18 protein-coding genes are annotated in these 18,178 nt (G+C 62.1%); 9 read left to right on the forward strand and 9 right to left on the reverse strand.

The features are described 5' to 3' along the window. The first annotated feature begins 5 nt into the window (after positions 1-5). From metG to mazG, 5 genes are all read left to right on the forward strand, one after another. The gene (gene metG / locus B7Y49_RS01055) at positions 6-1,574 is read left to right on the forward strand and encodes a methionine--tRNA ligase (protein WP_374125705.1); all 1,569 of its coding nucleotides are present in this window, start codon (positions 6-8) and stop codon (positions 1,572-1,574) included. After that, a complete protein-coding gene (locus B7Y49_RS01060; protein ID WP_374125706.1) occupies positions 1,571-2,350 on the forward strand; it encodes a TatD family hydrolase in 780 nt (259 codons plus the stop codon). The genes metG and B7Y49_RS01060 overlap by 4 nt, the downstream gene beginning before the upstream one ends. Beyond that, entirely contained in the window at positions 2,347-3,111 is a 765-nt protein-coding gene (locus B7Y49_RS01065; protein WP_374125707.1) for an MBL fold metallo-hydrolase, read from the forward strand. The genes B7Y49_RS01060 and B7Y49_RS01065 overlap by 4 nt, the downstream gene beginning before the upstream one ends. Beyond that, positions 3,108-3,710 carry a TIGR02281 family clan AA aspartic protease gene (locus B7Y49_RS01070; RefSeq protein WP_374125708.1) on the forward strand — a complete coding sequence of 201 codons (603 nt, stop codon included), beginning with the start codon at positions 3,108-3,110 and terminating at the stop codon, positions 3,708-3,710. Before B7Y49_RS01065 ends, B7Y49_RS01070 begins: the two co-directional genes overlap by 4 nt. Before the next feature lie 63 nt (positions 3,711-3,773). Next, on the forward strand, positions 3,774-4,526 hold the full coding sequence (gene mazG, locus B7Y49_RS01075) for a YabN family protein (protein WP_374125709.1): 753 nt from the start codon (positions 3,774-3,776) through the stop codon (positions 4,524-4,526). On the opposite strand, the gene hflX is transcribed toward mazG, so the two are convergent. The 7 genes from hflX to dusB all read right to left on the reverse strand — a co-directional run bounded on the left by hflX (position 4,507) and on the right by dusB (position 13,691). Further along, positions 4,507-5,799 (reverse strand): GTPase HflX, encoded by a 1,293-nt coding sequence (hflX, locus tag B7Y49_RS01080; protein WP_374125710.1) that lies wholly within the window; start codon positions 5,797-5,799, stop codon positions 4,507-4,509. The two genes, mazG and hflX, sit on opposite strands and share 20 nt — an antisense overlap. Next, positions 5,796-6,362, reverse strand: a complete 567-nt coding sequence (gene hfq / locus B7Y49_RS01085) for an RNA chaperone Hfq (RefSeq protein ID WP_374125711.1) — start codon at positions 6,360-6,362, stop codon at positions 5,796-5,798. Before hfq ends, hflX begins: the two co-directional genes overlap by 4 nt. Before the next feature lie 68 nt (positions 6,363-6,430). Continuing rightward, on the reverse strand, positions 6,431-7,807 hold the full coding sequence (locus B7Y49_RS01090) for a sigma-54 dependent transcriptional regulator (protein WP_374125712.1): 1,377 nt from the start codon (positions 7,805-7,807) through the stop codon (positions 6,431-6,433). Further along, the gene (locus B7Y49_RS01095) at positions 7,807-10,059 is read right to left on the reverse strand and encodes an ATP-binding protein (protein ID WP_374125713.1); all 2,253 of its coding nucleotides are present in this window, start codon (positions 10,057-10,059) and stop codon (positions 7,807-7,809) included. The genes B7Y49_RS01090 and B7Y49_RS01095 overlap by 1 nt, the downstream gene beginning before the upstream one ends. A gap of 91 nt (positions 10,060-10,150) precedes the next feature. Next, a complete protein-coding gene (ntrC, locus tag B7Y49_RS01100) occupies positions 10,151-11,584 on the reverse strand; it encodes a nitrogen regulation protein NR(I) (protein WP_374125714.1) in 1,434 nt (477 codons plus the stop codon). Beyond that, positions 11,581-12,675: a nitrogen regulation protein NR(II) gene (locus tag B7Y49_RS01105; protein ID WP_374125715.1), complete on the reverse strand. Its 1,095-nt coding sequence runs from the start codon at positions 12,673-12,675 to the stop codon at positions 11,581-11,583. The genes ntrC and B7Y49_RS01105 overlap by 4 nt, the downstream gene beginning before the upstream one ends. Before the next feature lie 5 nt (positions 12,676-12,680). Further along, positions 12,681-13,691, reverse strand: coding sequence for a tRNA-dihydrouridine synthase (gene dusB, locus B7Y49_RS01110; protein ID WP_374125802.1), 1,011 nt, complete (start codon positions 13,689-13,691; stop codon positions 12,681-12,683). Between the two features lie 89 nt (positions 13,692-13,780). Here dusB and B7Y49_RS01115 point away from each other — a divergent pair, with 89 nt between their 5' ends. From B7Y49_RS01115 to B7Y49_RS01125, 3 genes are read left to right on the forward strand one after another with little or no spacing between them, the layout of a single operon-like run. Further along, positions 13,781-14,941, forward strand: coding sequence for a bifunctional 2-C-methyl-D-erythritol 4-phosphate cytidylyltransferase/2-C-methyl-D-erythritol 2,4-cyclodiphosphate synthase (locus B7Y49_RS01115; protein WP_374125716.1), 1,161 nt, complete (start codon positions 13,781-13,783; stop codon positions 14,939-14,941). Next, complete coding sequence (locus tag B7Y49_RS01120; RefSeq protein WP_374125717.1) at positions 14,938-15,480, forward strand: hypothetical protein; 543 nt, start codon at positions 14,938-14,940, stop codon at positions 15,478-15,480. The genes B7Y49_RS01115 and B7Y49_RS01120 overlap by 4 nt, the downstream gene beginning before the upstream one ends. Position 15,481: 1 nt before the next feature. After that, positions 15,482-16,003 (forward strand): CinA family protein, encoded by a 522-nt coding sequence (locus B7Y49_RS01125; protein ID WP_374125718.1) that lies wholly within the window; start codon positions 15,482-15,484, stop codon positions 16,001-16,003. Here the strand turns inward: B7Y49_RS01125 and B7Y49_RS01130 are convergent. After that, positions 15,943-16,425, reverse strand: a complete 483-nt coding sequence (locus B7Y49_RS01130; protein ID WP_374125719.1) for a type II toxin-antitoxin system RatA family toxin — start codon at positions 16,423-16,425, stop codon at positions 15,943-15,945. The two genes, B7Y49_RS01125 and B7Y49_RS01130, sit on opposite strands and share 61 nt — an antisense overlap. After that, a complete protein-coding gene (gene lipA / locus B7Y49_RS01135) occupies positions 16,425-17,357 on the reverse strand; it encodes a lipoyl synthase (RefSeq protein ID WP_374125720.1) in 933 nt (310 codons plus the stop codon). The genes B7Y49_RS01130 and lipA overlap by 1 nt, the downstream gene beginning before the upstream one ends. Positions 17,358-17,421: 64 nt before the next feature. Here lipA and B7Y49_RS01140 point away from each other — a divergent pair, with 64 nt between their 5' ends. Beyond that, positions 17,422-18,051 carry a carbonic anhydrase gene (locus B7Y49_RS01140; protein WP_374125721.1) on the forward strand — a complete coding sequence of 210 codons (630 nt, stop codon included), beginning with the start codon at positions 17,422-17,424 and terminating at the stop codon, positions 18,049-18,051. Positions 18,052-18,178: the final 127 nt, after the last annotated feature.

Genomic DNA, 18,178 nt, shown 5'->3' on the forward strand with positions numbered 1-18,178 from the left:
GCGGGATGGCCGAACCCTATTACATCACCACCGCGATCAATTACCCCAATGGACGGCCGCATATCGGCCATGCCTATGAAGCGATCGCCGCGGATACCATTGCGCGCTTTCACCGCCAAATGGGGCGCGACGTGCGGTTTCAGACGGGTACGGACGAACACGGCCTGAAAATGGTGCAGACCGCGCGTGACCGCGGCATGGAGACGCGTGCGCTGGCAACCGAAATGTCAGGCTATTTCCGTGAAATGGCTGATACACTTAACATCAGCTATGATCGTTTCATTCGTACCACCGATGAGGATCATTACGCGGCCAGCCAGGCGCTGTGGCAAGCGATGGCGGATGCGGGCGACTTGTATCTTGATCGCTACGAAGGCTGGTACTCCGTCCGCGACGAAGCCTTTTACGACGAGAAGGAACTGGTCGAGGGGGAAGGGGGCGTCAAGCTATCCCCGCAAGGCACACCAGTCGATTGGACAGCAGAGGAAACGTGGTTCTTCCGCCTCTCGAAATACCAGCAACCGCTGCTCGATCATTATGCCGCCCATCCTGAGTTCATCCAGCCCGAAAGCCGCCGCAACGAAACGATGCGCTTTGTGGAAGGGGGGCTATCCGATCTGTCGGTATCGCGGACCAGTTTCGACTGGGGCGTGCCAGTACCGGGCAGCCCAGGTCATGTGATGTATGTGTGGGTCGATGCGCTGACCAATTACATTACGGGCCTTGGCTATCCTGATGACGTGCAAGGAGAGTTTGCGAAGCGCTGGCCGGCCGATCTGCACTTGATCGGCAAGGATATCGTGCGGTTCCACGCCGTGTACTGGCCCGCATTCCTGATGTCGGCCGGGCTGCCACTACCCAAAACGGTGTACGGGCATGGCTTCGTGCTGAGCCGATCGGGCGAAAAAATGAGCAAATCGGCCGGCAACGTCGTCGATCCGCTCGATCTTGCGCGGCTCTATGGCGTCGATGCGCTGCGCTACTTCCTGCTGCGCGATATCAGCTTCGGGCAGGATGGCAGTTTTTCGGCCGAGGCGATCGTGACCCGCGCCAATGCCGATCTGGCGAATAGTTTCGGTAATCTGGCGCAGCGAACGCTGTCGCAGATTTTCAAGAATTGCGACGCTTATTTGCCCCAGATCCGGGGCCATATACCCGCCGATTCCGCATTGTTCGCGCTGGTCGACACCACGGTCCGCGACACGATGCCGCGTGCCTTTGCTGATCTCGCACTCTCTCAGGCGACGGAGGCATGGATTCAGGCCGTGTTCGCCTGCAATGCCTATGTCGACGAGCAAGCCCCGTGGGCACTGAAAAAGACCGATCCAGAGCGGATGGAGACGGTGCTCGCGACGCTTTACATCTGCATCGCGCAGCTTGCCGTGGCGATCCTGCCGGTGATCCCCGGCAGCGCGAACAAGTTGCTCGACGCGATGGGGATCGATCCGGCGCTGCGCACGCCCGAAGGGATTGCCAGCCATTGGTATTCGCCCCTGGCCGAAAGCGACTTCCGCCTCGACCAGCCTGTGCCGTTATTTCCGCGGCTAGAGGTGCCGGTGGAGGTCGTGGTATGACCTTCATCGACAGTCATTGTCACTTGAATTACAAGGGCTTGGTTGAGCAACAGCAGGAAGTGCTCGAACGCGCGCGCGCGGCCGGTGTTGGCACGATGCTCACGATCTCCACCCGCGAAAGCGAATGGGATGACGTCATCGGCATCGCCGAGCGCGAGACCGCTATCTGGGCGACCGTCGGCATTCACCCGCATGAGGCGGACAGCCATGCCCATGTCGATACGGCGAAACTGGTCGATCGTGCGCAGCATCCCCGCGTCGTCGGCATTGGCGAAAGCGGGCTGGATTATTATTACGACCATCGCGACCGCGACCAGCAGCAAACGAGCTTTCGCGCACATATCGCCGCGGCCCGCGAAACCGGGCTGCCGATCATCGTCCACACCCGCGATGCCGAGGATGATACCGCCGCCATCCTGCGCGACGAAATGGGGAAGGGGGCGTATCCCGGCGTCATCCATTGCTTCACCGCCAGCGACGCCTTTGCCGATATCGCGCTCGACCTAGGTTTCTACATTTCGATCTCCGGCATCGTGACGTTCAAGAACGCAAAGGCGCTTCAGGGAACTGCCGCGCGGGTGCCGATCGAGCGGCTGCTCATTGAAACCGACGCGCCGTTCCTGGCACCGGTACCGCACCGCGGAAAGACCGGTGAACCGGCCTTTGTCGCTGATACGGCGCGGTTTCTTGCCGATCTGCGCGGCGTTGACGTCATGACGCTGGCAGCCGCGACCAGCGCCAATTTTCATCGGCTGTTTACCAAAGTGACGCCATGAAGGTCCGCATTCTGGGGAGCGGTACATCATCGGGTGTGCCCCGGATCGGCAATGACTGGGGCGCGTGCGACCCCACCAATCCGCGCAATCGCCGCACGCGAGCCTCTGTGCTGGTCGAAACGGCGACGACGCGCATTCTGGTCGATACCAGCCCTGATATGCGCGAACAGCTGTTGCGTGCCGATGTGAGCCATATCGACGCCGTGATCTGGACCCATGACCATGCCGATCACTGTCACGGCATCGACGACCTTCGACAGCTCTATCACGCCCGCGGTGCGCCAGTGCGGGGGTTGGCGCGCGCCGAGACGCTCTCCCATCTGCAAAGCCGGTTCAGCTATGCCTTTTCCGGGCGCACGGGCTACCCGCCAACGGTTGCGGGCGAAGAACTGCCCGATCAAATCATCATCGGCGACATTACCGTCTCAGTAGCCGATCAGCCACACGGCGCGATCATGAGTGCGGGATTGCGGTTCGAGGCCGACGGCGCCGCTATCGGCTATGCCACGGATTTCCATGCCGTCACGTCGGCCATGGCGGCGCTTTACCATGGTCTCGACATCTGGGTGGTCGATGCGCTTCGCCGCGCGCCGCATCCGTCACACGCGCACCTCGATTACACTCTGGCGCAAATTGAGGCGCTCGCGCCAAAGCGCGCGGCTTTGATCCATATGGATCAGACAATGGACTATGATACGCTTGTCGCCACGCTGCCCGCCGAGGTCGAACCAGGCTATGACGGACTGGAGCTAAGCGCATGAACGGGGATACGGGCTTTTCCGCCGCAATGATGGCGTTGATGCTGATCCTGCCGCTTAGCGCGCTGCTGGCACGCCGCTTACCGATGAGCGCGACGCTAAAAATGGCTGCGGCTTGGGCGGCGATCTTTGCGGTCGCGCTGTTGGCCGTCACGGCGACACTGCGCAACGGCGTCAGGCTCACCGATGTACCGGTGGCACTTGGGCTGGTGGATCAACAGGTCAGCGGCAGCACGGTCATTATCCAGCGCAGCGATGACGGCCATTTTTGGACGACGGTGTCGATCAATGGACACCGCCAACGCATGCTGATCGATAGCGGCGCAACCGTGACGGCGATTTCGGAAGCAACAGCACGTGCCGCCGGGATCGAAGTCAGTGATCCATTTGGCACAATCGTTGACACGGCAAACGGCACGATCGTGGCGAAACGCGCGACGGTCACATCGTTCGACGTGGGACCAATCCATGCCAATGAATTATCAGTGAGCGTCGCGCCGACCTTTGGCGATGGTCTGATCGGGATGAACTTCCTGTCGTCGCTAAAAAGCTGGCGGGTCGAGGGGGACAGGATGATCCTCGAACCTCATCCTGCGACATGAGTCTCATTTAACATAATGTATATTATCGAACTGAGATCGCAATGAACCGGAAAGGCCCCCATCATGGTTGACAGGCTGGTAACCATCATGGCGCAGTTGCGTGATCCGGCCACGGGCTGTTCGTGGGATCTTGCCCAGGATTTCGCCTCGATCGCACCGTACACGATCGAAGAAGCGCATGAAGTCGCCGACGCAATCGACCGTGGCGACATGACGGATCTGAAGGATGAACTCGGCGATCTGCTGCTCCAGGTCGTGTTCCACAGCCGTATGGCCGAGGAGAAAGGCCATTTCGCGCTCGCCGACGTCGTCGCAGCGATCAGCGACAAGATGGAACGGCGACATCCGCATATTTTCGGCAGCGATGAAGAACGCGCCGGTACCGGCCCTCACCTATGGGAACAAATCAAGGCCGACGAACGCGCCGCCAAGGCCCGATCCGGGGCGCTTGATGGCGTTGCGCGCGGCCTGCCCGCGCTGATGCGCGCTGAAAAGCTCCAGAAGCGCGCTGCACGGACGGGATTCGACTGGCCGGATACCGATGGTCCGCGTGCGAAGATCGATGAAGAGATCGCTGAGGTTGAATCAGCAACCAGCGCGGATCACCGCACCGAGGAGGTCGGTGACCTGTTGTTCGCCGTCGTTAACTGGGCACGTCACCTGGGTGTCGACGCCGAGGCCGCTCTTCGCCGCGCCAACAGCAAATTCGAGCACCGTTTCAGTGCGATGGAATCAATTGCTGGCGAAACGTTTGAAGAAATGTCGCTCGATGAGAAGGAAGTCCTTTGGCAACGGGTCAAATCGACCGCTGCATGAAACGTTCGTAATCGCGCGCAGCCAATCGCACGTCGTAAACGGCCGCGTCTCCCTCGACGATCGAACCAATCACTTCCCCATGCGCGTGCAGCCAAGCCGCCCCCGCGCCGTCGGATGATGCCAGCGCGACCTGGTACCGCCGATGCCCCTCGGTCAGCCGCGCAGCCACCCGGGTAAGCAGGTCACTCACCCCTTCCCCGTCGAGCGCGGAAATCAGCATGACGTCGTCACGACGTTCCGCATCGCCGATCACATCCGCGCGCACATCACCGCTCAGCAAATCGAGCTTGTTCCATGCCTCAAACCGCGGGGTCGTCTCTGCCACGCCAATCTCGCGCAGCACCTTTTCAACATCTGCGCATTGCGCGGCGCTGTCTGGATGCGCGATATCGCGCACGTGGATCAGGAAATCGGCCGACACCACTTCCTCAAGCGTCGCCTTGAACGCGGCGACCAACTGCGTCGGCAGATCAGAAACGAACCCCACCGTGTCAGACAGGATCGCCTTGTCGATCCCGGGCAATGATATCTGCCTGAGCGTCGGGTCAAGCGTGGCGAACAGCAGGTCTTCCGCCATGACGTCAGCACCCGTTACGCGGTTAAACAACGTTGATTTCCCGGCGTTGGTATAGCCGACCAATGCCACCACCGGCCATGGCGCGCGCTGGCGGCGATCGCGGTGGAGCCCTCGCGTCCGCGTCACTGCTTCGAGCTCACGCTTGAGGCGCGCCATCCGGTCACGGATCAGACGACGATCGGCCTCGATCTGGGTTTCGCCCGGGCCACCCAGGAAGCCGAAGCCACCGCGCTGGCGCTCAAGATGGGTCCAGCTGCGCACCAGTCGCCCCGCCTGATAATCGAGATGGGCGAGTTCCACCTGTAACCGCCCCTCGGCTGTCGCGGCGCGCTCGCCGAAAATCTCGAGGATCAAGCCGGTTCGGTCGATCACCTTGGCTTCGAGTGCCTTTTCCAGGTTACGCTGCTGAACGGGGGTGAGCGCGGCATCAAAGATAACCAGCCCCGCCTCTTCCATCCGCACCACCGCCGCGATCGTTTCGATCTGGCCGCTGCCGATCAGCGTGGCGGGCTTGGGAGCCCGCACGCGCACGGCGACCCGGTCGACGACGACCAAGCCAATCGCCTCGGCAAGACCCGCCGTCTCGGCCAGTCGGGCGTCGGCATCGCGCGGGTTCAGGCCATGTTCTGGCAGGACGATAATGGCTCGGGCACCGCGCGCGAAATCATCACGGTCCCGGTCAAACCCGGTACTCAATCGTCGTCCGTGTCGGTTGTTTCTTCGGCCAGGTTCAGCGGATGCGCCGGCTGGATCGTCGACACCGCGTGCTTGTACACAAGCTGTGCCATGCCATCGCGCTGCAACAACATGCAGAACAAGTCGAACGCGGCGATATGCCCCTGCAACATCACGCCGTTGACCAGAAACATCGTCACCGGGTCAGCCGATTTGCGGACGGCATTCAGGAAAATTTCCTGCAGCAGCGGCTGCTTTTTCTGCGCTTCGCCCACAGCGTCGAGAATTGCGTCGACGTCGATCGGACCCGACGGCATGATCGTGGAGATCGCGTGCTTGTAGATCAGCTGCGACTGGCCATCGCGGCGCAGCAGCACCGAAAAATTATCGAACCAGGTCACGATGCCCTGCAGCTTCACGCCCTTGACGAGGAACATCGTCACCGGCGCCTTTGAGCGGCGCAGGGCGTTGAGGAACAAATCCTGAAGCGAGGTTTGCTTGTCGGCCATATCGGCTTCCTTGTTATTGGCGGGGGGTGCCCCGCGATGCGCCGGTTCCCGGCGTCGGATTGATCGCACCAACATGTGCGACAGAAGTATCAGACCAGCAATCTAGGTAGCCACAACCCGCGCGTCCATAGCACGACGATTGCTTATTCGTCCCGCGTTTCCGTGATCCCCAGCAGTTTCAGCTTCCGGTGGAGCGCTGATCGTTCCATGCCGATAAAGGTCGCCGTGCGCGAAATGTTCCCGGAAAACCGCCGAATCTGAACGCGCAGATATTCGCGCTCAAACGTCTCTCTGGCTTCACGCAAGGGTGATGCCATGATCGCATTGGCTCCTGCCGCGCCCAGATCACCGCGATCGCCAAGCACTTCAACCGGCAGCAGATCGACGTCGATCCGCCCGATCCGATCGCCCGGGGCGAGGATGACCGTGCGTTCGACCACGTTCCTCAGCTGGCGAACATTGCCAGGCCATTCATAGCTTTGCAGCGCGACCATCGCATCAGCTGCGACCTCTGGAGTCGGCACGCGGCGCTGCGCAGCGTAATGCGCCACGAAATGCTCGACCAGTGCTGGAATATCCTCGCGCCGCTCGCTCAGCCCCGGAATAAGGACCGGCACAACGTTCAGCCGATAGTATAAATCTTCTCGGAACCGCCCTTCCGATATCTCGATCGTCAGGTCACGCGCGGTGGCCGAAACGACACGGACGTCCACCCGTACCTGGCGCTGCCCACCGACACGGGTAAAACTCTGTTCAGTCAGCACTCTTAGAATGCGGCCCTGGGTTGCCAGCGGCATGTCAGCAATTTCATCGAGAAACAGGGTGCCGCCATGCGCCTGTTCGAGCAGGCCAGGGCGGACAACATAGCCCCCCTCCTCCACCCCGAATAACTCTTCCTCGACTCGTTCCGGCGTCATTCGCGCGGCGCTCACGACGATGAACGGCGCCGATGCACGCGTGCTCCACCCGTGGAGGAGCCGCGCCGCGACTTCCTTGCCAACGCCCGCGCCGCCCATCACCAATACGCGGCTGCCAGTCGAGGCAACGCGCTTCAGCGTCGCGCGCACGGCGTTGATCGCCCCTGAATTGCCGGTCAGGTCGTCCTCCCGCCCCGCCGATGCGCGCAGCGAGGCGATTTCACGCTTCAGCCGCTCGGTCTCCGTCGCCCGCTCGACGAGCAAGAGGAGCCGTTCGGCCTCGAACGGCTTTTCGATAAAGTCCGCCGCGCCGCGCCTGATCGCCGAAACGGCGGTGTCGAGATTGCCATGGCCTGAAATAACCAGCACCGGAATTGTCGGATCGCGCCTTTTCAGCTCATCGAGCAACTCGAGCCCATCGAGGCGCGAATCCTTGAGCCAAACGTCGAGCAGCACGAGCGACGGGCGACGAGTCGCAATGGCCTCCAGCGCGGCATCGCTGTCGGCAGCGCAGCGTGTCTCATACCCCTCATCCTCCAGCACACCCGATACGAGTTCGCGAATATCGCGTTCGTCATCGACGACTAAGATATCGATCGCCATTAGCTGTTCCGATTTCTGGTAAGGGCCGACAGGCGGCTTTCCTCGGCGGCACCGCAATCCGGATCAGCGCCGCTGTTGAGCGTTGCGAGCATGGTGGCATCGAACGTCATCGTTACGATCGTCCCGCCGCCCTCTCGATCACCAAAGGCCATCGTGCCAAAATGTTCCTCGACGATTTTTTTGACGATAGCCAGGCCGAGCCCGGTGCCGCGTGCACGCGTGGTCATATAGGGCTCGATGATCCGGTCGCGCTCGAACGGCAAGCCGACGCCGCTATCGGCCACGGCAATGATCACTTGGCGACCGTCGCTGGCGGACGACAGCGTCATCACGACTTCGCGTTCTGTTTCCACCTCGACCGCCTCGATTGCCTCGACGGCGTTTTTGACAAGGTTGGTCAGCGCCTGGCCGATCTGACGGCGATCGCAGACGAGCAATGGTGGCGGCTCATCATGGACCAGCGAAAAGCGGATATCGCCATGTGCAACTTCGTGCAGGAAAAGCGATTGTCGGGCGAGATCCACCAGCGACTCTTCACGGAACACGGGCTTGGGCATCCGTGCGAAGGAGGAGAATTCGTCGACCATCCGCCGCAAGTCACCCACTTGACGCACGATCGTTTCAGTCAGTCGCGCGAAGGTGCCGTCATCTGCGGCGATCTGCTTGCCATACCGACGCTGGAGCCGCTCAGCCGCGAGTTGGATCGGCGTCAGCGGGTTCTTGATCTCATGCGCGATCCGGCGTGCAACATCGGACCAGGCGGCGCGACGCTGATCGAGCAATTGCTGTGTGATATCGTCAAAGGTGAGCACTTGCCCCGCTTCGTCACCGGTAATCTTCACCGCCAACGTCCGGGCCTCCCCTCGGGCCGTGATCTGGATCACGGCTTCGCGGGCATCCCCGTGGCGAAGCGCATCAAGGTCGGCGGAGACGGCTTCCAACGGCTGGCCGACTGGCGCTTCGTCCCCCACCCCCAACAATGCGATCGCCGAGCTGTTGATCAGCCGCACCATGCCGTCATGGCTGATCGAGATCACGCCCGCCGTGACGCCAGACATCACCGCCTCAATGAGCGCGCGGCGACTATCGAGCTGGTCATTGGCGGTCACCAGCGCGCTCGTTTGTTGCTGCAGCCTACTCGTCATCGCGTTAAAGGCGTTGGCGAGCGTCCCCACCTCATCCTGCGCTGTCGGCGCGGCGACCCGTGCGGTCAAATCGCCACCCTCAACCCGACGCGCCGCTGACACCAGCTCACCCACGGGGCGCACCAGTCGATCGGCAACGGCAAGGGCGATCCACACAGCAATTCCGACGATGATCAGCGAAATACCCAGCAGGGCCGCATTGAATTGCAGCTGAAGCGAGCGCGATCGCTTGATCAGCGAACGATAGTCAGCGAGCACCGCATCAGCGCGTCGGGTTTGGTCCGCCATCACCTTCACGTCGGTAACCCGCGCCGCATAGAGGAAAAGCTGGTCGGTCTGCGGAATCATCGTGACCGTGCGGATGCGATCGCCACCGACCGAGACATAACTGCGCTTTCCTGCACGGACCGCCGCAATCGCCATCGGACTGATCTGTTTGGCGAGATCGACTTCATAAGGATTGACGAGCGCGAAGGTCTGGATTTCACCGCTCGGCAGCACCTTGAACATCACGCCTTCCGACAAGCTGCGAAAGAACACCTGCTGGGCAAATATCCCAGCGAGCGCGGTATCGCTGAGTTGGCGTTGATTAAGCGCGGTGGACATATCCCCCGCCATCGTCACTGTGGCCTCTTCCCAGCGATTGAGCATCTGGCTGTACGACACGCGCGCCAAGGCCGTTGTGTTCTCCAGCATCTTGCTGGCCTTGTCCGAAAACCAGAATTCGACGCCGTACTGGAACAGAAGCGAGGCGAAGATCGTCACCAGCAGCATCGGCACAGCCGCGATGACGGAAAACAGCGCGACGAGGCGGACATGGAGCCGCCCGCTGCCGCCGATTGGCGAAAGCGCCGCACGACGATGGGCAACCCGCCGCCCAATTAGCACAAGCAATGCCACGCCCGGCACCAGATTGGCGACCAACAGCAACGCGACCAGCGGAGGCGATAACAGGTGCTGAACAGATTTGTCGGAGTCGATAATGAAATAGGTCGCAATGCCAATCCCGATGGCACCAGCCAGCACCGCAAGCTCAACAAACGGAGTGACCGAAAAAAGTGTTCGCTGCGGCGCCGAGGCGGCAACAGGGGCGATCGACGACGTCATCGTTGCATTTATACAACGCAACAGTTGCAACGAGAACACATATTCTCGCCAACCGCCGTGCCCCAGGCTCGCACGGTCGTACCGGAACGGGTCACCCAGGGTCGTTTTGTGGTGTTGCGTCGATGTCGAGCGTGTCGAGCCGCTTGCGCAGCGTGTTGCGATTAATGCCCAGCGCTCGCGCCGCGCGCAGCTGATTGCCGCCATGACGCGCAAGTACCGCCTCGATCAGCGGGCGTTCGACCTCACCAATGATCCGATCATACAGCGTGCCATCGTCAAGTACGGTCGGTTCTTCGCGCGCAAGCCGATCGAGCCGGGCGCGCACGGCCGCGGCAATACCAGGATCAGCAAGCGTTGGGGCTGAAACCGATCCAGCGCTGCCAAGCATTTCCTGGACCCCGTCTGCGCCGATCACCTCATCGCGACCAAGCACCGCCACACGCCGCATCGTGTTCTCGAGCTCGCGAACATTGCCCGGCCAGTCATAGCTTTCGAGCAGCGCCATGGCGGCATCGTCGAGCTGTTTGCGCGGTAAACCCTGCTGCGCGGCCTGATCGAGGAAATAGCGTGCGAGCAACGCGATATCCTGGCGGCGTTCGCGCAAAGCGGGCAGCGCGATTGGCACGACGTTTAGCCGGTAGAACAGATCCTCGCGAAACCGCCCCTGCGCGACGAACTGCGCCAGATCGCGGTTGGTCGCCGCAACGATGCGTACATCGGCGCGGATCGTCCGTGCCCCGCCGACCGTGGTGAATTCCCCCGATTGCAGCACGCGCAGCAGGCGCGTTTGCGCCTCCATCGGCATGTCGCCAATTTCGTCGAGGAACAAGGTACCGCCAGCGGCCTGCTCGAACCGCCCTGCCGACCGCGCTTGCGCCCCGGTAAAAGCGCCACGTTCATGCCCGAAAAGCTCCGCCTCGATCAGCTCGCGCGGAATGGCGGCCATGTTGATCGCCAGGAACGGTGCATGACGCCGTGGCCCGAGATCATGCACCGCGCGCGCCACCAGTTCCTTGCCGGTGCCCGATTCGCCCGAGATTAACACGGTCAGATCATTCGACACGACGCGGGCGATGATGCGGTACACATCCTGCATGGCGGGGGACCGACCAATCAGCGGCAGGCCGTCGCCGTCGGGATCGATGCTGATCGCGGCAGCATGGCCTCGATCGAGCGCGCCTTTCACCGTCCGTGCCAGCATATCGAGATCGAACGGCTTGGGCAGATAATCGAACGCCCCCACCTCGGTCGCGCGGACGGCTGTTGTCAGCGTATTCTGGGCGGACAGCACAATTACCGGGAGCCCTGGATGCGTCATGAGCAGGCTTGATATCATATCAAGCCCGTTGCCATCGGGCAGCACGACATCGGTAATCAGCACATCCGGCAGGCCACCCGCAAGCTGTTGGTGCATATCCGCCAGCGTACCGACCGTCTTAACGTCATGGCCTAGCCTTCGCAGCGCCTGACCGACCACGGTTCGGATCGCGGCATCATCATCGACGACCAGAATGCGCCCACTCATTTGGCAGCCGCCGGCAGCAAGATACGGAAAACCGTTTGTTCGGGGGCGCCCTCGCGCGCATATTGGACGATCCCGCCCATATCGCGAACCAGCTTTTCAACCAGCGCAAGGCCAAGCCCCTGCCCCTCTGGCTTGCCCGACACGAACGGATCGAACAGGTGATCGGCAATGTCGGCGGGCGCGCCGGGGCCGTTGTCGATCACACAAAGCTCGATCGGCAAGCGCTGGCGCGGTTTGCCCGGGGTCGCGGGCACCGCCATGCCGTGACGGTATGCCGTTGTCAGCTTGATCCGCGCGTTGGCTTGGCGAAGTGTCGCCTCACGCGCATTTTTGAGGAGGTTGATCATGACCTGCATCAGGGCATCCGGATCGACCATTACGGGCGGCAACGACGGATCGAACCGCTCTTCGATCGTCATCCCGCGTGCAAAGCCCGCCAGCGCGACACGGCGGGCGTGATCGAGCATCGGATAGACATTATGCGCGCCGAGCGACAGCGGGCGTGTATCCGTAAAATCCTGCATCCGGTCGATCAGCGCGGCGATTCGGTCGACCTCGGTCACGATCAGCGTCGTCAATTCGCCAGCGTCACCGCCGCTCGCCCCGTCCGCCAGCAACTGTGCGGCACCGCGAATGCCCGAAAGCGGGTTCTTGATCTCGTGCGCAAGCATTGCCGCTGCGCCAACCGCAGACCGCGCCGCCGCCCGGTCGGCCTGCCCCAGCCGCCGCGATGCCGCGCCGTTGTGGAGCGTAATGATTCGCCAGCCGGGGTGATCGGCGACCATCGCCTCAATAAAGTCGATCCGTACGCGCCCGCCCCGGGTCGTTTCGATCACGCTATCATAGACCGCAAAGCCCAGCCCAGCACGACGATCGCCATAGCCGGCGGGTGGCACCATCACATGATCGAGCCCATGCCCCTGCATCGCGCGTTCGGAGATATTGAGGAGCAGTTCCGCCTCGCTATTGGCATAGCCGATCCGCCCTGCCGGATCGACCAGCAGGACAGCGACCGGCAGTGCTGCCAGCAGTTCGGCAAACAGCGGTCGTGGCGCGAAATCGACATAAGCGGGGGTGCCCGATTGCGGCAATCCCGTCAGGCCGCTTGCAGCGTGGCGTAACCGGCGCGGTACGGCGCATAGAATTCCGCCAGCATCGCCAGCACGACCTTGGGATCGCCCTGCTGGTTCACCCGATTGCGGAATTCAGCCGATCCGTGCAGTCCGCGCGTGTACCAGCCGATATGTTTCCGAGCGAGATTGACGCCAGTTTCGTTACCATAGAGCGCGAGCATCGCCTCATAATGCTCTATGATAACGCGATATTGTTCATCAAGGCTCGGATCGGGTCGAACCCGGCCAGTTGCAAACCAATCCATCACCTGGCCGAGCAGCCAAGGCTTGCCGTAAGCACCGCGCCCTATCATCACGCCGTCGGCGCCCGATTGCTCAAGCGCCATCTCGGCATCGGCAATCGAGCAGATATCACCGTTGACGATCACCGGCAGCGTCACCGCGTCCTTCACCCGCCGGACGAACGCCCAGTCGGCGCTCCCTTTATACATCTGGTTCCGGGTGCGTCCGTGAACGGTGATCATCTGCGCGCCCAGATCCTGCGCGATCCGCGCGAGCTCGGGCGCGTTCAGGCTGGTGTGATCCCACCCCATCCGCATCTTCACCGTCACCGGTACCTTGACGGCCTTCACCGTCGCTTCGATCAGACTGGCAGCGAGCGGCAGGTCGCGCATCAGCGCAGAGCCGGCATCGCCATTGACGATCTTCTTGACGGGGCAGCCCATATTGATGTCGATGATCTGCGCGCCGCGATCCTCGTTGAGTTTCGCGGCTTCGGCCATTTCATAAGGGCTGCACCCGGCGAGTTGCATCGAGATCGGCTCTTCGACCGGGTCCCAGGCCGCCTTTTGCAGCGACTGGCGGGTTTCGCGGATCATCGCCTGGCTGGCGATCATTTCTGATATGTTGAGGCCCGATCCATAGCGCCGCACGATCCGCCGGAACGGCATATCGGTGACGCCCGTCATCGGGGCGAGCAGCACGGGGCTGTCGATCCGCACGGGACCGATCTGAATGGGGGATAGCGTCGTCATGATCTGCCTGAAAAACAGGCAGCGTTTACCCATAGCTGCTCCTGCTGGCAAGACTGGCGAGCAGCAAGCGGTTGCGCTAGGCGGGCGGCATGACGGAGCAACCCAATATTGTGGCGCTGATCGTCGCGGCCGGCACCGGCACGCGGGCGGGCGGCACTATGCCAAAGCAGTTCGCGAGTCTGGCGGGCAAACCCATGATCGCGCACAGCCACGCCGCACTGTCAGGCCATCCGCAGATAAGTAAGGTCCTCATCGCGATCGGTGAAGGACAGGAGGCGCTGCTCGACGAGGCAATTGGGCCAGTGCCTCGACTCGCCGGTGGCGCCACGCGCCGTCATTCGGTGCGCGCGGGTCTCGAGAGGATCGCGGCTGAGGGCGGTGCCGATCTGGTGCTGATCCACGATGCCGCCCGCCCCTTTTTGTCGGCGAGTGTGATCGACCGTCTGATCGCGGCGTTGGTCGACAGCGCAGGTGCCGTGCCGGTGCTCCCGGTGGCCGATACGCTGGCAACGGGCATCGAGATTCTGGGGGCAACAGTGCCGCGCGACCGTCTGTTTCGGGTGCAGACCCCGCAGGCCTTCCACTTTCAGGCCGTGCTCGAGGCGCACCGACAATGGCCCGATGGCGAAGACGCGACCGATGATGCACAGATGGTTCGCCGTTTCGGTGGCGAGGTTGCAATGGTAGAAGGCGATGTAATGCTCGAAAAAGTCACCTATCCCGCCGATTTCGCCGCCGCTGAGGCGCGGCACGGGGCGACGTTCGTGTCGCGCACCGCGATGGGATATGACGTGCACCGGCTCGAAGTGGGCGAAGAGCTGTGGCTGGGTGGCATCCTGATCCCCCATGACAAGGGCCTGTCGGGCCATAGCGACGCCGATGTCGGGCTGCATGCGCTTACCGATGCGCTGCTCGGTACGATCGGCGCAGGCGATATCGGCACGCACTTCCCCCCCAGCGATCCACAATGGCGTGGTGCTGCCTCCTACAAATTCCTCCAGCATGCCGCCGACCTGATTGCAGAGCGCGGCGGCATCATCGATTTTGTCGACCTGACGCTGATCTGCGAGGCTCCCAAGATCGGCCCGCACCGAGACGCGATGCGCGCACGGATTGCTGAACTGCTTTCCCTGGATAACGATCAGGTGAGCATTAAGGCGACCACCACCGAAAAGCTCGGCTTTACGGGGCGTGGCGAAGGCATTGCTGCCCAGGCAGTCGCGTCGATCCGGGTGCCTGCACGGGCATGACGCGCAGATCGATCCCCGCTGCGCTGTTGCTCATCCTCGGTGCCAGTGCTGCTTCGGCCCAGTCGGTTGTGGCGACGGTTACCCTGCCTTGCGTCACCCCGACCGAGGCCGAGGCGCTGGTCGCCGCGGTCGTGCCCGAACTGATTGGCGATATCGGCAGGGTATGCGCCAGTGCGCTGCCTGAAACAGCGCTACTACGGCAAACATCGGGCTCCTTCATCGCCAAATACCGCGCCGAGGCAGACCTCGCCTGGCCGCGCGGGCGGAGTGCCATCGCCAAGATCACGGGACCCGACATCGCTTCGTTGCTTAGCACCGATGTCGCCCGGCCTTTGCTCGCAACACTGGTTACCCCCGCGCTGACGCGCGGGCTACAGCCGGTCGATTGCCCCGCGATCGAGCGGATCGTCACGCTCGCCCAGCCGCTTCCGGCCCGCAACAGCGCTGCGCTGTTCGTCTCGATCATTCAGCTGGTCGATGCCAAGCGAACGGGCACAAACAAGCCCCGCCTGCCGATCTGTCAACAGGGACCGCGCTGATATGGATACGATCCTGCCCGCCGAACTGGTCGAGGCTGCACGCCGCGTTGTGACCGCGAATCTTGCTGCGGGGCGAACCATTTCAATCGCCGAAAGCTGCACCGGCGGTATGGTTGCTGCTGCCATCACTGAGATTCCGGGCTCGTCGGGCGTCATGCACACCGGCTTCGTCACCTATTCGAACGACGCCAAGGCGGCGTTGCTTAAGGTAAACCAAGACGTCCTCGACACATTCGGTGCCGTCTCGATCGCGGTTGCCTGGAGCATGGCACAAGGCGCGCTGGCGGCATCGGGCGCAGACGTTGCTGTGGCAATCACAGGCGTTGCCGGTCCAGGCGGCGGCACTGAGAAAAAGCCGGTCGGCACCGTGGTGTTCGCCCGCGCTGAAAAGGGCGACGATCCGTCAAACGTTGTCGCCGATCGCCGCGATTTCGGCGATCTGGGGCGCGGCGGAATCAGGCTTCAGGCGGCGCTGTGTGCACTCGAACTGCTAATGCCGCCAGAGCCGGCTTCCGGCGCATAAAGAACCGCTGCCCGATCCTCGAACGCGCCGATCATCTTGCGGAGCGCGCGATCGAAAACCTGGCCTGCCAACGCTTCGAACACGCGGTTCTTGAACGCGAAATCGACGGAAAAATCGACCAGGCAGCCGCCCTTCCCATCCGGCCTGAAACCCCATTCATTCCGCAGATACTTCAGCGGACCGTCGACATATTCGACCATAATCCGCGACGGCCGGGTCTTTTGCACCTTTGACGTAAACGTCTCGCGTAAGCCCTTGAAACCAACCACCATGTCGGCCACCAACTGCGTCTCGCTGTTCGATCGCACCCGGATCGCCGTAACCCAAGGCAGAAAATCAGGATAACGCGCGACATCACCGACCAGCGCAAACATTTGTTCCGGCGGATAGGGCAGTCGCCGCGTTTCGGTGTGGCGCGGCATCAGGCGCGCGCCAACTGTGCCTCGCGCGCTGCCCGCAACCGGGCGAAATCATCCCCGGCGTGATAGCTTGAGCGCGTCAGTGGTGAACTGGCGACCAACAAAAATCCCTTGGCACGGGCGATCGCGGCAAAGGCATCGAACCCGGCCGGCGGCACGAAATCGATGACCTTGGCGTGGCGCGGCGTGGGTTGCAGATACTGGCCCATCGTCAGGAAATCGATATCGGCGCTGCGCATATCGTCCATCACCTGATGCACTTCGAGCCGCTCTTCCCCCAGCCCGAGCATGACGCCAGATTTGGTGAAGATCGACGGATCATGGCGCTTCACGCTCTCGAGCAGACGCAGCGACGCATAGTAGCGCGCGCCGGGCCGGATCGTCGGGTACAGACGAGGAACGGTCTCGAGATTATGGTTGTAGACTTCCGGTCCAGCCTCGACGATCGATTCAATCGCGGCCTGCGCCTTGTTGCGGAAATCGGGGGTCAAAATCTCGATCGTCGTGTTGGGCGTGGTCCGACGCAGCGCCTGGATCACCTTGACGAACTGGCTCGCTCCACCATCGGGCAGATCGTCGCGGTCAACCGAGGTGATGACGATATGTTCAAGCCCAAGCTCGGCAGCGGCATCAGCGGTATGCTGGGGCTCCATCGCGTCGACCGCACGGGGCATCCCCGTCTTCACGTTACAGAAGGCACAGGCGCGGGTGCAGGTGTCGCCCAGGATCATCACCGTGGCGTGCTTTTTCGTCCAGCATTCGCCGATATTGGGGCAAGCGGCCTCTTCGCACACCGTGTTCAGGTTCAGGCGGCGCATCATCGCCTTGGTTTCGGCAAAGCCGGTGCTCGTCGGTGCCTTTACCCTGATCCAGTCGGGCTTGCGCTGGCGTTCCGGCCCCGCAGGTTTTGGGGCAAGCGATGACATCTCGTTCATGTTGATGACATAGCGATGCTTCGCACGGGTTGCCAGCCCCACGGGTCGGCGATAAACCAACCCGATGCCTGACTTGAACAATCTCATCGGCGGTTATCACCGTTTCCGCGACACTGACTGGCCCCGGGAGCGCGACCGCTGGGCAAAGCTCAAAGAGGGCCAAAGCCCTGGTGTGATGGTCATTTCCTGTTCCGATAGCCGAGTCGACCCATCGCAGATTTTCGATACGTCTCCGGGCGAGATTTTCGTCGTTCGCAACGTCGCCAATCTGGTGCCGCCGTTCGAAACCGATGGCTCGCGCCACGGTGTGTCAGCAGCGCTCGAGTTCGCGGTGACCCAGCTCGAAGTGAACGAGATCGTCGTTATGGGCCACGGTGCCTGCGGCGGTGCCAAGGCGGCACTGTCCAAGGCATTCGATGGATGCAAGCCCGGCGAAGGCGGGTTCATTGCGCATTGGGTCGATTTGCTCGCCGACGCGCGCGAACGAATCATCGCTGAATATGGCGATGGCCCTGAAGCCGTCCACGCGATGGAACTGGAAGCGGTGCGCGTCAGCATCGCCAATCTACGGACCTTCCCCTTCATCACGCCGCGCGAAGCCGATGGTCGGTTGAAGATTCGCGGCGCCTATTTCGCGATCGCCGACGGGGTGCTGCACGTGATGGACGAGAAGGGCGATTTTAGCCCGGCGTAACCTTGCACTCACGCGCTACCTTTTCAGCATGACACGCAAGATTAGTTATTCGAACTGCACGAAGGCGGTGCTTTGCCCTTCAAAGCCGAGCCTTGAACCGCTGGCGCCATGCTAAAGACTAATGGCT

Source organism: Sphingomonas sp. 28-62-11 (assembly GCF_002278865.1).
GTDB lineage: Bacteria > Pseudomonadota > Alphaproteobacteria > Sphingomonadales > Sphingomonadaceae > Sphingomonas.

Coding starts and splice junctions, on each gene's coding strand:
- metG (WP_374125705.1), top strand. CDS start 6: ATGGCCGAACCCTATTACATCACCACCGCGATCAATTACCCCAATGGA.
- B7Y49_RS01060 (WP_374125706.1), top strand. CDS start 1,571: ATGACCTTCATCGACAGTCATTGTCACTTGAATTACAAGGGCTTGGTT.
- B7Y49_RS01065 (WP_374125707.1), top strand. CDS start 2,347: ATGAAGGTCCGCATTCTGGGGAGCGGTACATCATCGGGTGTGCCCCGG.
- B7Y49_RS01070 (WP_374125708.1), top strand. CDS start 3,108: ATGAACGGGGATACGGGCTTTTCCGCCGCAATGATGGCGTTGATGCTG.
- mazG (WP_374125709.1), top strand. CDS start 3,774: ATGGTTGACAGGCTGGTAACCATCATGGCGCAGTTGCGTGATCCGGCC.
- hfq (WP_374125711.1), bottom strand. CDS start 6,362: ATGTTGGTGCGATCAATCCGACGCCGGGAACCGGCGCATCGCGGGGCA.
- B7Y49_RS01090 (WP_374125712.1), bottom strand. CDS start 7,807: ATGGCGATCGATATCTTAGTCGTCGATGACGAACGCGATATTCGCGAA.
- B7Y49_RS01095 (WP_374125713.1), bottom strand. CDS start 10,059: ATGACGTCGTCGATCGCCCCTGTTGCCGCCTCGGCGCCGCAGCGAACA.
- ntrC (WP_374125714.1), bottom strand. CDS start 11,584: ATGAGTGGGCGCATTCTGGTCGTCGATGATGATGCCGCGATCCGAACC.
- dusB (WP_374125802.1), bottom strand. CDS start 13,691: ATGACGACGCTATCCCCCATTCAGATCGGTCCCGTGCGGATCGACAGC.
- B7Y49_RS01115 (WP_374125716.1), top strand. CDS start 13,781: ATGACGGAGCAACCCAATATTGTGGCGCTGATCGTCGCGGCCGGCACC.
- B7Y49_RS01120 (WP_374125717.1), top strand. CDS start 14,938: ATGACGCGCAGATCGATCCCCGCTGCGCTGTTGCTCATCCTCGGTGCC.
- B7Y49_RS01125 (WP_374125718.1), top strand. CDS start 15,482: ATGGATACGATCCTGCCCGCCGAACTGGTCGAGGCTGCACGCCGCGTT.
- B7Y49_RS01130 (WP_374125719.1), bottom strand. CDS start 16,425: ATGCCGCGCCACACCGAAACGCGGCGACTGCCCTATCCGCCGGAACAA.
- lipA (WP_374125720.1), bottom strand. CDS start 17,357: ATGAACGAGATGTCATCGCTTGCCCCAAAACCTGCGGGGCCGGAACGC.
- B7Y49_RS01140 (WP_374125721.1), top strand. CDS start 17,422: ATGCCTGACTTGAACAATCTCATCGGCGGTTATCACCGTTTCCGCGAC.